This window comes from Thermoanaerobacterium sp. RBIITD, from assembly GCF_900205865.1.
Lineage (GTDB): Bacteria > Bacillota > Thermoanaerobacteria > Thermoanaerobacterales > Thermoanaerobacteraceae > Thermoanaerobacterium.
Genome location: NZ_LT906662.1, coordinates 474,177 through 488,161, shown reverse-complemented (window position 1 = coordinate 488,161; position 13,985 = coordinate 474,177). Strand labels below are relative to the sequence as shown.

Below are 13,985 nucleotides of genomic sequence, written 5' to 3'. Positions count from 1 at the left end.
TAACTACTTTTGGATTTTAACTACTTTTGGATTTTCACCTGCTGCCAATAAGAGAGTGGCACATGTATGCCTTAAGTCGTACAATCTTATATCAGGCAAATTTTCTTTTTTGAGAAGTTCTTTAAAATATCGTGATACATTTCTTTCTTCTAGTGGACTACCGTTCTGTGAGGCAAATACAAATCCGTAATCTACATATATTTTTGGATCATTTAATTTTTCTTTCAATTCTTCTGACGTAAATTTTTCCTTATCTTTATCGTAATTTAAAGTTTCTTTTGCTTTAAGTTTTTCTTCAGCCTGATTTTTCTTATGTTCTTTGAGACTTTTTATTACTTCTTTTGGAAGAGGTATGGTTCTTCTACTTTTTGATGTTTTTGGTTCTTCAAGATTCCATCCTTCTTTTGTCCTTGTTAAGACTCTTTTAACGTGGATACGATTATTTTTGAAATCTACATCTTCCCATTTAAGACCAAGTGCTTCTTCTGGTCTCATACCTGATGTTAAAAGTAGTTCAAACAATACACCCCATCTGTTATAAGCACAAGCTTCTAAAAACTTTTTGGCTTGCTCTGGCGTTAACACTTTCATTTCTCATCGTGCTTGCTTTGGTAGATCGACATTGTCACATGGATTAGTTTTCATTATCTGCCATTTAATAGCCTGATTTAATGCATTTTTTAAAACTGTATGTGTAGATCTGACAGTTCTTGGTGAAAGACCTTTGGTTATCATAGCTGTGTACATATTTTGTATTAGTAGAGAGTTTATATCTTTAATTTTAAAATTTTCCAAATGAGGCTTAATATAAAGTTCTATAAGCTGTTTATAGCTTTTATATGTTTTTGGCCTTACACGTGCTTTTAAAGTATTTTCTTCCCATTCGTCAAGGTATTCTCTTAATGTCATATTTACAGGTTTGATAAAAGCGCCATTGTCTATCTCGTTCAATTTTTGTGTTAAATATTTTTGCGCCTCTTTCTTGTTGCTGCAATGTATTGTTTCATAATAATATTTGCGTTTTCCATTAGTATCAATACCTAGATATATTGCTATGCGAAATCTTCCTTCACACATTTCTCTAATACTTCCACGTTGCCTCATATACAAAACCTCCTTAGAAATTTATCTGTAATTTTTCTATAGTATTTTTAATCTTTTAAATATCCAAATTATTTTTATGGTTTTATCATAAATTACAAATTTTTTTGTTAATGAATTTATATCATCTATAAATTTTATTTTTCATTTCTATTACCTCCAATACTATAATATTATTTGATATTATATAATGGTATTTAATATTATTTATCATTATTTAATATAATACGATTTATTTATGAAGTCAATATATTTTTTTGAAAATTTTTTAATTTCTATTGATACCTACTATTATTTATGCTAATATACTATTACAGAGGTGATACTATGGATAATTACTATACGCCGCAGGAGATAGCGGAAAAATTTAAAGTAAAAATAAATACCGTTTACAAGTGGATACGTGAAGGTAAACTTAAAGCTATCAAAGTAGGTGATTTATGGCGCATATCTGAAACAGAATTAAAAAGATTTGTTGAAAGTAATAATTAACATCTTTAAATTGCATGGTGCTTTTAATTATGTACGTGAGTGAAATTATAAGTAAAAATGAACCTTTTGTTATCTGAACGGAATGAAAGGGATGAAAATTATTGATGAGAAAAATGATTTTGGTAAAAAATTATTGTACATTTAGTTTTTGAATTCATATTATCAATTATTGTTATTCCTGTAATACTATTCAAAAAAACACAGATTCAAATCCTGTCGGGTGCATCAGTAAGAAAGCATATTTGAAGGTATATGCTCTATGGCATATACCATTTTTGATTACGGTTTTAAATTGGATCATATTATTATCAACTTGTTTGCAATATTTTTTTTTGTAACCTTTTTATTTTGTACTGTCGCCTATTCTTGCTGTTCAAGTAAGTCTGTTTTGGTGTATAGGTATGTTTTTCAATTATTTCTTTAACTTTGCCACCTTTTTTCGGCTATTTGAATTTCTTGAAGAACGGTTCTTGGTATTATGCCTAATTTATTTGCAGTATCTTCCACAAAAGAAGTTTAACATGTGGAAATTATTTTACCATGTCCGACTGTTTTCATACGTTTACTACTTTTATATTTTGTTTTGTACAACTATTTGAATTCTGCATTAGCATATAATTAACAAATCATTAGCAATCTTCATAGCAGTCTTTTACAGTGTTTTATCCCAAAAATCTATCATTAGTTTTATATCAATAATCAAATTTAGTTTAACAAGATGATTTTATTTTGCATAATCTGGCAATTTATCTATATACGATAAAGATTTATTTTTAAAAAAGGAATATGCAACAATAAACAATGTAATTCCAGATAGAATAAATACCAATCGATAATTCAACGCACTTACACCTAATAGATTCTTAATAACAATAATGAATCTGTTGTCTACAGTAAGAAGGTTTTTGAAGCCAACATCTGTAATAGGACCTACAATAAGATATGCCACAGGCATAATACAACGAATAATCATGGATCTTGCTGTATAAACACGTCCTTGCAGTTCCTTAGGCGTTTTTAACTGCCAAAGTGTCCCCGCAGCCACATTTGAAATCGGAATAAATAGCAAAAATAGCATCCTGCAAAGCGATACGGCAATAAACGATGCCCGAATTCCTATTAAAAGTAAGAAAACTGACGCACTAAGAATACAGCTCTTTATCGTTTTTGTGTAGGAAGCATCACTTTTATGTAATGTGGCAATGAAACTACCAATAAACATGCCAATTCCGCCAAATGTCTGAACAATACCTAATTGAGTGCTGTTTCCAATTGAAAGCATTAAAGGAATAATGTGTACAACAGCAAGATTATTCAGGAAATTAGCAATTGCAAAGAGAAATACCAATAATGTAAGTCCTTTTCTTGCAAAAATAAATTTAAAACCATCATTCAAATTATTAATAAATTGATTCCAATTCCATTTGCCTTCCCTCGCCTTTTCACTCTCAAATTCCTTATTAAATATTTTTGCAGGGAAAATGAGCCAGATAGCCATTGAGATGACATATGTCACCAGATCAATTATAATGGTTCCCTGTAATCCTATAAATGTATATAAAATACCTGCAATTACAGGTGTCAATAAATTATTTAAGGAATCACTTACTTGATTCATACCATTAGCTGTTTTCGGATTTTCTTTGTCTACAATGTACACAATTGACGATTGCACGGCAGCACTCTCAAACAGATTAAATGCTGCAATCAACAAAATAATTATGTAAGTAACAAATAAGTTAAAATAGTTATTTCTTAAAAGAAAAATAAAAGCGAAAGACACAATAGCAGCTCCTGTATTAAAGAATATAACTACCCTTTTTGTATTAAACTTATCAGCAACAAAACCTGCAATCTGCGAAAGAAATATTGCAGGCAATACTGAAAAAAGAATAGAAATAGCCAATGGTGTAGCTTTGCCTGTTTTCTCATATATCCATACACTTAGTCCAAAGTCTGTTAAACCACATCCAAGAATAGATGTTAATTCAGCAAACCAAACAAAGACAAATTGCTTATTTATTTTATCATCTTATTTCACATCCTTAAAATATTATTTTTCTCTTCACAATCAATCCCCCAATTCTCTCTGCGCAGCGATGATATCACAAAGTCAACGATGCTTTATAAAAATATCCGATTGATAGAAGATTAATAGAAAAAGATTGCACATTGCAAAAAATATTCATTTCTTTCTCCTTTAATATTTATAAGTATTTTCGGCAACTTCTGTTGCCTGATATAACTGAATTTCAGGAGACATATTTTAAATTTATCCCCTCAAAATATTTGTACATATTACGGTCTCACTGATTCTACAATTTTATCAGCCTTACTCAAATGATTTTTACACTTGTCTACATTATCATCTTCTAAATACAATATGGATAGCTTTATATGAATTTTTAGCAATTCTTTTATGCTGTTTATATTTTTGGCGACTTCCAATATTTTATTGTATGTGTTTATTGCTTTTTCTCTATCGTTTAATTGCTTATAAATATCAGCCAATCTGTAATTTCCTATTATAATGTATTTTATGTCATTGTTTTTATTAGCTGTCGAAATGCCTTCTTCCATGAGTCTTATAGATTCTTTGATATTTCCTATTTTAAACAACACATTGGCTTTTTCAATAAGTGTATGGGACAATGATTTTTCATCTTTGCTGCGCCTTATTTTCTCTGCTTTATGAAGATACTCTAAAGACTTTTCATAATCATTTAGATCTCCATAAATTTCGCCAATATTGCTGTAAATAAATCCTGCTATTGAATCTTCATCATTAACATCGTTTAGTAAATTTTTATATACGTCTAAAGATTTTTCAAGAAACCCCATCGCCCTAAAGCAATTAGCTTTTATAGAACTTGCATAAATATAGTTAATAAGTTCATGGGATTTATTACAATCTTTAAGAAATTTCTCAACATATTCTATTGCAACATCATATTTGCCAATGTGTTTATAACATAATGAAATATTATAAATCGCTTTATTTCTTATACTTTTATCGTTTATTTCATCAGCAAAACTCATGGCTTTATCAAAGTAAAATATTGCTTCTGCATAATCGGTTATATTCATCTTGCAAACGCCTAACATGTTATAAACGTATGGTATTTGTTCCTTGAATCCATACATCATCAATAGTTCAAGAGCTTTGTTGTAGTTTAGTATTGCATCTATATATTTATTTGCATTATACATTATGTCGCCAATTTTAATGCTTATCAGTGCGTTTACTCGCTTTCTTCCGTATTTTTCTGCAATTTCAAGTAATCCATTTACTTTGCTTAAATCCTCTTCATTGTTAATCTCTTTTAATTTTTGGATACAATAGTATTCGGCTTCTTCAGCAGGTGTCATTAAAAGGTATTTACCATCTATATTTAGATTTATGCCAATTTCTTTGGCTCTTTTATTAAGTTTCTTTGCAATGGCAGAAGCTGTTTCTTTGCTCATGGTGCTTCTACCACTTTCAATCATGCTTATAAAACCTCTGGTAATGTTTTTATCCTGTAGTTCTCTTTGTTTCATCTTAAGCATTTTCCTAATTTTCTTTAGCCTTTCACCTTGAGTTGAAAATTCCATATAGATTTCCCACTTTCTTTTTTATATACTATCTTAAGTCTTAAATTAATATCTATTATACAATAAATGACTTCTAAAGACTATTATTATAAAAAATAAAACATTTAATGAACTTATATTTTTTATTTCATTAGATCATATAGATAGTCTTTTGTTTTTTTAAGATGTTAATTCTAAATGTATTTTATTTCGTGCAACAAATCCGCTAATTAATACTATAAAACCGCCTATTAACAGTACTGCCCTCACGCCAAAAAATTCTGCTGAAATACCCCCAAATGCTAATGAAATAATCGATGTTATATTTGTTAACATTGTATTCATGCTAAATGTCCTCCCAAGGTATTGTTTATCACAGTTTTCTTGTATGATCGTAGTCCTTGAAATGGAATATAATGCATTAAACATTCCATTAAAAAATTGTATCAAAATTGCTAAAATGAATAACGTATTTAGTGGAAATACAGTAGTAGAAATTCCTAACCCTATTAATCCTAATTTAAAAATAGCATCCATCGACACATTTTTTAGATATTTATATAAAACAAGTGAAGTCAGAATCATTGCTAACCCTTTGAAAGTAAGAATTGACCCATATCCTTGCGAATCTGTTTTTAAAAATTTATAAACGTACATGATTAGTAATCCATTCAACATGCCAGCGGCTAATCCAACTATCGTATTTATTGCTAATGTATTGAAAATTATACGATTGCCATTTATATACTTTAATCCTTCGATAAATGAAATCTTTTCTGTTCGATACAATTCCACATCTTTTTTGAATTCATATTTATACAACTTTATCAAAAAGATCATTATCATAGATAATAGAAATGTCAAGGAATCAATATAAAAGCAATATTTAATATCAAATTTTGAAATAATAAAGCCACTAATTGAGGGTCCTAATACCATCATTAATGAGCTATATGAACTGCTTAAACTATTGACTTGTCTTAATCTATCTTTTTTAACTAGTTCCGGCAATATGCTACTTTTAGCTGTATCATAGAATATAGAAATAGTAGATACAATAAAAATTATAATAAAAACATATTCTTTAAAAAAAGGTATCAAAAAAACTAAAATAGATCTTAAAAAATCTCCTAAAATTAAAATTTTCTTCTTATTATGAATATCAACTATTTTCCCGGCAAATACCCCAAATATTAATGAGGGCAATAACATCATAATAGACAAAAACGACATATCTACAGATGAGTTATTAATGTTGTACACTAATGTTAAAACAGCAATTCTATCTATCCAATCCCCTATATCAGAAATTACCTGTGATGATATGAAAAGAAAGATATTTCTACTCATATTTTTCCACCTTTATAATTATTTCTTTATCAATAAGTTCATCAATAAAATTTTTAATTGTATCTTTTGCAGAATCTATATCGTCTCCTGTAACTTTACAAACATTATAAATGATTTCGTCTAAATTTTCATATTTTAATGCAAACTCGAAAATAATATATCCAATATCATTCATTAACAACGTCTCATTTTTTTTTGAATTATATAATAAATACTCTTCATCATTTTCTTTTCTAATAAAAACATAATTATTCTTTTTATACCTCAATTAATTCTCCTCCTCAATATTCCAACACCTATTATCAAATCCATTTAAAAAGCCTGTAGTATAATATGCATATGCTCTGCAGCCGCCCATACACGTACTAAAAATTTTACATTTGTTACATTTACCTTGAATGGATTCTAATTTCCTAAATTGGTTCATCGTATTTGAGTTTATCCAAATATCTGTAAAATCTTGGCATAGAATATTTCCGCATATAAAGCTTTTCTCTCTAAAATAAACACAAGGGGTAACATCGCCATTAGATTTTATATGAGCAATCACGTTTCCAGCTTCACATATTACTTTATTTTCATGGTTAATATATTGTAATAAGCTAATTTTATTGTTTTCTTTATCATTTTTTAATAAAACTGAAAGTAGCTTTTGTGGTTTTATAATCATTAAATTACCATTTTTACTTTCGTAATCTAATATAAGTTCGTAAGCTTTTTTTAGCTGTTGTGAAGTAGGGCAAAAAGATCTATTACCTCTACCAACAGGGCATCAACATTTAGTGATTTTGCTAAGTTTAACAAATCTAAAATATAATCAATATTCTCTCTCATTAACACCATAGCAATCGATATTTTAATATTATACTTTTTTAAGTTATTAATCCCATTTAAAGCCTTTGTAAAAGCTTCTCTTGATCTCCTTATTCCTGAATAAACTATTTTATTTGGTCCATCTAAACTAATTTGCACTAATCCAATATTATATTTGGACAACTCTTTGGCAATATTATCAGTAATCAACGTAGCATTTGTTGTTATGCGAGGGATATAACCTTTTTTATTTAAATATGATAAAATTTGAAAAATATCATTTCTGACAAAAGGTTCACCACCTTCGATACTAATTTTAAACACACCAGCTTCAAATAATTTATCAATAATTAATTTGCATTTTTCTAAAGTTAAATCAGAAATGTTATCAGTTCCTAAAGAATTAGAACAATGTTTGCATTTTAAGTTGCATTTACTTGTTATTTCCCAAGTTACCATTTCAGGAGCTTTTAAAATTCTATTCATTAAAACACCTCTATCTAAAATAATTATAATCTGTTAATCTGTTTAAATTTTTTATATATATAACAAGCCTCAATTACAGATATTGTTTGAGGCTTGTTATATAACTCAAAAAATTTTAATGGACATTGTCACAGCCAACAACCATTTGCCTAATAATAGGTGATTTTTTCATAAAATTTCCTCCTTCCATTGGGTTTAATCGCGCGATTTTATATAAATATACCATTAATGGTAAATATTATTTCAAAAATTAATTAAATTTAGAATATAACCCGAAAATCAAATGAACTATTAGTTAGTACTGCAACTATAATAGTATTGCCAAATCGTTACACCATTATCATATTAAACGACATTGCAAACACTCGAACTATTCAAAGTTAAAGCAGGTGGATCTTCAAGTGGAATTATGCTAATTACAAGTGTCAAAACCGCAAACATTAATGTAAATAAAATTAATATTTTTATTTTTTTATTCATTTAAGTTTTTCCCCCTTAAACTTAAACCAAATTTTTCATATTATTAATTTTATTATATCATATCATATCAAAAATTGAATGCAATATATTTTTTTATATTTATTGCATTATTTTAAAAAGTAATTTCCACCACTATCATGTTGAACAGTAGAAATTAGATTTATAAAATACGGTACGGATTTTTCATTTTCGCTCTGCTCAAATCAAAAATCCGAATTTATAACGCACCTCTGCTCATTCTTCGCAGACGTGCTATTTTTTTGGAAGCTTGAAGTAAAGAAAATATATTTGATAAAATAGTAAAAATATTTATAAAATTCTATTGACATTTTATTTGTTATGTGGCATAATATAATCAAAGGTGGAAATAAAAAGTTTTTTAAAGGTGAATTAGTTTTAAATTGCAAAAAGATGGATGTTAGTAACAAAAAAATGTGGGTATATTTCCACTAAAGAAATAAAGGTGGCGTGATCAACCACCTTTATTTCTTTATGACAAATAATGTGATACTGTTACATTTTCACGGTTATGACCTAAATTTCTGCTTACTTCTCTTACTGCTTCTCTATCTCTTTTATCTCTTGTATGTTTTTTATATTGCCTTCCTCTGATTTCTATAAACCTGTCTTGAGCGTATTCACGTCTCATGCTGTGTATATCAAGATGTTCTGGAATTCTTGTAAATAGTCTTTCATTTCCTCTATCCTTAGCTTTTTCTAATATGCTTTCTATTTTAGGCTGATATTTTTTCAGTACAGGAACTTCTCTTGTCTTACCGCCTTTACCGTTTTTGACATGAACATATAGTCTATCATCTTTTTTATAAATATCATTTGCAGTGATAGCTGATACTTCACGCCTTCTTAAGCCAGATGATTTACAGAAATCTATTAAATCTTTGTAGTTGTCCAAGTTAATTTTTTTATCATCAGGTCTTTCAAGTCTTGATCTCGTTATATCTTTTAATTTTCTTTCAGGTATTTTAATGTCATCAGCGAGGCTATTATCTTTGTATGCTTTTCTAAGAGCTGCTCTTGCAACCTTTATAGACCATGCTGATTGACCCAGTGATATTTTTTCACTTAAATAGTCTGATACCATGTCCTTTGTTTTATCAAAATCTTTATTTTTTACACCTTTGGATTTGCACCAATCAGCAAATTTTTTAACTTCATTACGATAAGTTGCATAAGTCTGTACAGAGAAGATACCTGCATTAAAAACTGCATCATTCATAGCATTAAATACATCCTGACCATGAAGTCCGTTCTTTATCGCTTCTTCTCTAGCCTTTTTCTTAACAGCATATTTACTTTTTCCAAATGATTGCTGTTCTTTTAAATTGTTAAGCAGCCTATAAAAAATGCTTCCTTGTCTGCCCATTAAAATCACTCCTCTATTTGGGAAAATTTCGGAAATGGAAAGTTGCAAAAGTTGCAACTTTCCAAATACAGATAATGGAAGATATGAACATTTCCATTCTTCTTTTAAGATTTTCAGCACGTTCTAAAACTGTCAATTCTGCTTTTATTTATAGGTAAAATACGAAATAATCCATAATCTACATATCCATTTTAAATTGCAGAAAATATTTGTATTGATAACAGTGATGAAAGCACATATAACAGTACTTAAATAGAATTATTGTGTAAAAAATGTTAACATATTTCATGTTTAAAGTAGAGGTCAGTTATCATTTTAAGCGAGTATGTTTCCTTTAAAGGCATAATATCAATAAAAGCCGGTGTTATCAATGCAGTATATTTCTAACATAATTGATAAAGTCATTTCAAATGTTTCTGCAAAATTGCCACAGTTTCTTATTGTTCTTGGCGCATATTCTACAGTTTTAGATATTTTTTCTGCTGTTTTTTGATTTCCATTATTTGTATTTGTCAAGGAGCAAAAGTTGCCACTTGAAATTTCCGAAAATTTTCCAGTATGAGCTTTCTATTTTCTGTATTTGGAAAGTGGTCAAAGTGACCACCTTCCATTTCTGAATAATACTAAAAGATGTGCTTAACTGAGGAATATAACCAGCTTCGCCGTTTATATTCCCTTATTATCGCTGCGTGAGTAAGTTTTATATCTATAAAGTAAACTTAGCCTTTGTTAAAACATCATTACCAGTCAAGATTATGTCGTAGATAAAGCCGGTAAGCCGCTTTATCTTCTCTAAATGCATTATCCGCATAGCATGATAGAAATTACTTCTGCAGTGATTTTTGCGATATAGCTTATGAGATTGCTGTGGTGTATTTTATCATGTCGGATAACTGATGCTTTAAAATTCCGTCTGCTCATATCCAAGCCCGTGAGCCATAGGGCTTTGCCGCTGGTGTAAATACATGAGGTCATTTATGCTTATATAAGCAGTTTCAAGAAAATCAAGCAACCTTCCATTACATTCTCTTTTATGAAATATCCGGATAGATGCAAAGGAATCAACTTTAGCGGCAGAAAGTTAATCCTCTGATACTCGCTAAAATGCTTTCTGAAGGTCCGGATATTTCAACCGTAGAGGAAAGAGAATGATGCATAGCGCATTTTATTTTTATGCTTGTTTTCTTTTTATCCAACATTATTATATAACAAATATTCAGAAAATTCAATATAAATATTTAAATACCTTATGCGGTTTAAAGCATAGGGTATGGTTAGCAGTAACTAAAGATTTTATTTATTTTCCTTTTGCGTTATTTCTTCTTCTTTTTGAATTTTTACAAGTAATTCTAAAATGGCGTCGACTAATTTGTTTATATTTTCTTCTTCAATACCAATTATCTCATATATATAAGAGTCGATTATGTCGATGATTTTTTTATAATATTTGGCATCTTGGTTATTATCAATAATTTTCATTAAAGCACGATTTTTTTGTATTAAAAGTCCGGCTAATGAATCAAAATCATCACGAGTCATTTCTTCGTTGTTGCAATTCATATATTAACTTCACCTCCTTCAGCGATACGATTTATCGTATTTAGTTGTGAAAATACTAATATTTTTTAAATTTATATATGGTCTTATTGTAAAAGTGGACTTAGTGGACTTACTGTACTTAAATGCCTGATATTGTTGATTTTTAAGCTGTTTTTTAAGTCCACTTTTGTCTTAATGTGGTCACATAACTGGTCTTAATTGTATAAGTCCAGTTATATGACCGGTTTATATAATTTCTGGACTTGATGGAAGTCGCTATTTAACTGGGTCTAGACCACTAAGTCCAGTTATAAAATATAACTTATCTAGAGGAATTTTTTTGACTCTTTTTTGCTTGCCGTTTATATATTCTCTTACTGTATTTCTGCCTTCTTCGGTTATCAGCATTCCTCGCTGCTGCATTCTCTTCCATAAAGTCCTTTGTGATACAGGCAGTGTAGTATTTTGCTTTTTGGCCATTTCTTCCACAATCATGTATGCAATATCACCTTCTAACAAAAGATAATCTTTTGAGATCCAACCTATTAAAGTGCCTTTTTCCTTCCAAACGCCTTTTTCATCTTTAATCCAGCCCCATTGCTCTGGATTTTCTGGTATTCCATCATCTTCAGCTTTGCTTACATGTGCCTTTCCTGCTGTTATAGCTGCAATTAACAGAGAATAAAAGCTATCGATTAAGTCTTCTGATTTTAGAAACTGCGATTGTTGCTCACCAATTTTCAGTAAAGCATTGAATCCATTTCCGTAAATGTCTTTTGCCTCATCTTCCGATACTACTCCTTTTTCTTTAGCAAATATGAGGAATACCTCTAAACCTATCAAAAGGTGTGAAATATTGTCTGGTGTTCTGTCGTGGCATACAATATCTTTTGCGTATTGAGTCTCTTAATGCGTTTTTCTTTTTTGGCAATGTTTTTTTGTACAAGTCAATTCTTGTGCTTAACCACTTGATATAACCACCCATCGCCTTCGCAAATACGCCATTTCTTGCATATTCCTGTAAGATGCTTAGTTTTTCAAGATCGATATCACCATGGTTAATCTCTATAACAACAAGTCTTGCAACTAGACTCTGTCCAGTTGGTACATCTTCACCGCTGGAAATTAATAATGTCTTTGATTTGTATGAAGGTCTTAAAGATATATCACTGTTCATTCGACCTTTACCTGAGCCATTGCCTTGATTTCGGAAAATAAAATCTGCCTTTTTGTTTAATTTTTGAATGTCTCCAATACTTCCATGCGGTGCAAAATCATCTATAGTAAGCACCGCATCTTTTGCTAGGAATGATAATTTTTCAAGGAAGTTTTCTGTGCTTTCCCAACTGGTAGGTAAATTCTTGCCGTTAAAATTTCGACCATAATGTGACTGCGCTAAGGCAGTTATTTCGCTTTTTTGACTACCAGTTGGACCTGCTATAAATAGACTCATATCGATGTTTAACATTTCTCCTAATGGTGCTAAATATATTCCAGCTAAAAACGGGAAAGTTATTTCCGGCTTAGCTAAATTTAAAAATTCCAATGATTTCGAAATACAATCTTTTAATTCATCGTCATCTTTTGGCAATTCAAGTCTGTAATCTTTAAGGCAGCTTTCCAGTTCTACTTCTATATTGTTTTCTTCTCCATATTGACTTATTGCACCACCATTGTATAGATAGACCCATTTATTATTTATTTTTCTCCAGCCTAAATGCGTATATATCGTTCTTCTTTTCACACTATCGCCACTTAAGATTTGTATTGCAGTTCTTAAATGATCTTTTATGCTGCTTCCTGCGTATATTATGGCTCGATTTCCCCAGTTTGCAGTTACCCAGTTTAAGCCTGCGAATTTATCTGATTGTACAATTATCTCTTTTAAAGGAGTGCCATTTTTTGTTGTACCTTTAATTCTAAAGTATGTCTTTGTTTCTAAGCCGTCGTCTTTAATGATTTCTTCAGCGATATGTGCTTCAAAATTGCACAGTGGCATGTATGCAACTCCATCTTTCGTTATCTTTACGTGGTAAATCATGTTTTTGCTTATTTCATATGGAGAAAAATGTTCTTGTTCGCTTTCTTCATTGAATAAAGGCTCAGCATGTGCCTCTTTTATTGCTTTAATTATTTCATCTTTGCTTTCCAATCTAACACCTCCTTTATTACGTGTATTTTGTCTTCGGTGCTGCCTTCAAGGAGTAAATCTATCCAGTACTGTATTAAGTCCTGCATATGACATGCTTCAATAAATTCAGGTGTATTTATGTCTTCAGGATTTTCAACAACTTGCTTTATTTTTGTGTATAACTGATTAAGCTTACATAAGTAGTCATATACTTCATTGTATTTGCGAATGTATTCTTTATATAGCTTGTCGTCATTTCGCATTTTAAGAGCTTGTCTTTTGAATTTCTTTTTTTGCTTTTCATTGGGTAGATTTATGCCGAAATCCTGTGCAAGCTTTTCTAATGCCTCTGGCTGTGTTAAGTTAAAATATCTTGAAACAAAGTCTATAACATCGCCATGGGCTTGGCACCCAAAGCAATGATAGACATCTTCATAGATTGCTAAGGAAGGATTCTTATCTGCATGAAATGGACAAAGTATAAAATAATGAGAACCTTTTTTTACAGGCATAAAACCGTAAAGTTCTATAGCCTGTAATAGGGAAATATTAGATTTGACATATTTAAACACATTACTTATAGTATATTTAGTACTCAATTTATTTTTTTATTTGCCATAGATTTTTCTATGGTAT

General features: G+C 29.8%; 16 protein-coding genes. 2 read left to right on the top strand and 14 right to left on the bottom strand.

All coding sequences use genetic code 11. The features are described 5' to 3' along the window. Nucleotides 1-3: 3 nt before the first annotated feature. Nucleotides 4-591 carry a site-specific integrase gene (locus CPG45_RS17290; protein WP_231968948.1) on the bottom strand — a complete coding sequence of 196 codons (588 nt, stop codon included), beginning with the start codon at nucleotides 589-591 and terminating at the stop codon, nucleotides 4-6. Nucleotides 592-594: 3 nt separating this feature from the next. Then, nucleotides 595-1,104 carry a site-specific integrase gene (locus CPG45_RS17285; RefSeq protein WP_231968946.1) on the bottom strand — a complete coding sequence of 170 codons (510 nt, stop codon included), beginning with the start codon at nucleotides 1,102-1,104 and terminating at the stop codon, nucleotides 595-597. Nucleotides 1,105-1,428: 324 nt separating this feature from the next. Here CPG45_RS17285 and CPG45_RS02315 point away from each other — a divergent pair, with 324 nt between their 5' ends. Further along, a complete protein-coding gene (locus CPG45_RS02315) occupies nucleotides 1,429-1,593 on the top strand; it encodes a helix-turn-helix domain-containing protein (RefSeq protein ID WP_096230446.1) in 165 nt (54 codons plus the stop codon). A gap of 724 nt (nucleotides 1,594-2,317) precedes the next feature. Here CPG45_RS02315 and CPG45_RS02310 read toward each other — a convergent pair. The 8 genes from CPG45_RS02310 to CPG45_RS02280 form a co-directional block, all read right to left on the bottom strand. Then, nucleotides 2,318-3,616, bottom strand: a complete 1,299-nt coding sequence (locus CPG45_RS02310) for an MFS transporter (protein WP_096230445.1) — start codon at nucleotides 3,614-3,616, stop codon at nucleotides 2,318-2,320. A 275-nt stretch (nucleotides 3,617-3,891) separates the two neighbouring features. Next, complete coding sequence (locus tag CPG45_RS02305; protein WP_096230444.1) at nucleotides 3,892-5,187, bottom strand: helix-turn-helix domain-containing protein; 1,296 nt, start codon at nucleotides 5,185-5,187, stop codon at nucleotides 3,892-3,894. Nucleotides 5,188-5,346: 159 nt separating this feature from the next. Continuing rightward, a complete protein-coding gene (locus tag CPG45_RS02300; protein WP_096230443.1) occupies nucleotides 5,347-6,516 on the bottom strand; it encodes an MFS transporter in 1,170 nt (389 codons plus the stop codon). Next, complete coding sequence (locus CPG45_RS02295; RefSeq protein WP_096230442.1) at nucleotides 6,509-6,784, bottom strand: PqqD family peptide modification chaperone; 276 nt, start codon at nucleotides 6,782-6,784, stop codon at nucleotides 6,509-6,511. The genes CPG45_RS02300 and CPG45_RS02295 overlap by 8 nt, the downstream gene beginning before the upstream one ends. Further along, a complete protein-coding gene (locus CPG45_RS02290; RefSeq protein ID WP_096230441.1) occupies nucleotides 6,785-7,186 on the bottom strand; it encodes an SPASM domain-containing protein in 402 nt (133 codons plus the stop codon). Between the two features lie 50 nt (nucleotides 7,187-7,236). Then, nucleotides 7,237-7,815 (bottom strand): radical SAM protein, encoded by a 579-nt coding sequence (locus tag CPG45_RS02285; RefSeq protein WP_096230440.1) that lies wholly within the window; start codon nucleotides 7,813-7,815, stop codon nucleotides 7,237-7,239. A 345-nt stretch (nucleotides 7,816-8,160) separates the two neighbouring features. Further along, entirely contained in the window at nucleotides 8,161-8,295 is a 135-nt protein-coding gene (locus tag CPG45_RS17850; RefSeq protein ID WP_255405123.1) for a hypothetical protein, read from the bottom strand. Nucleotides 8,296-8,785: 490 nt separating this feature from the next. Next, nucleotides 8,786-9,679 (bottom strand): tyrosine-type recombinase/integrase, encoded by an 894-nt coding sequence (locus CPG45_RS02280; protein WP_096230439.1) that lies wholly within the window; start codon nucleotides 9,677-9,679, stop codon nucleotides 8,786-8,788. A 370-nt stretch (nucleotides 9,680-10,049) separates the two neighbouring features. Between CPG45_RS02280 and CPG45_RS17845 the strand changes: the two genes are divergently transcribed. Beyond that, nucleotides 10,050-10,172, top strand: coding sequence for a hypothetical protein (locus CPG45_RS17845; protein WP_255405122.1), 123 nt, complete (start codon nucleotides 10,050-10,052; stop codon nucleotides 10,170-10,172). 800 nt (nucleotides 10,173-10,972) lie between these two features. Here CPG45_RS17845 and CPG45_RS02275 read toward each other — a convergent pair. The 4 genes from CPG45_RS02275 to CPG45_RS02260 all read right to left on the bottom strand — a co-directional run bounded on the left by CPG45_RS02275 (nucleotide 10,973) and on the right by CPG45_RS02260 (nucleotide 13,921). Then, a complete protein-coding gene (locus CPG45_RS02275; protein ID WP_096230438.1) occupies nucleotides 10,973-11,239 on the bottom strand; it encodes a hypothetical protein in 267 nt (88 codons plus the stop codon). 255 nt (nucleotides 11,240-11,494) lie between these two features. Continuing rightward, nucleotides 11,495-12,061, bottom strand: coding sequence for a hypothetical protein (locus CPG45_RS02270; protein WP_096230437.1), 567 nt, complete (start codon nucleotides 12,059-12,061; stop codon nucleotides 11,495-11,497). Then, entirely contained in the window at nucleotides 12,027-13,370 is a 1,344-nt protein-coding gene (locus tag CPG45_RS02265) for a DUF927 domain-containing protein (RefSeq protein WP_096230436.1), read from the bottom strand. Before CPG45_RS02265 ends, CPG45_RS02270 begins: the two co-directional genes overlap by 35 nt. Beyond that, nucleotides 13,349-13,921, bottom strand: a complete 573-nt coding sequence (locus CPG45_RS02260; protein WP_255405165.1) for a CHC2 zinc finger domain-containing protein — start codon at nucleotides 13,919-13,921, stop codon at nucleotides 13,349-13,351. The genes CPG45_RS02265 and CPG45_RS02260 overlap by 22 nt, the downstream gene beginning before the upstream one ends. Nucleotides 13,922-13,985: the final 64 nt, after the last annotated feature.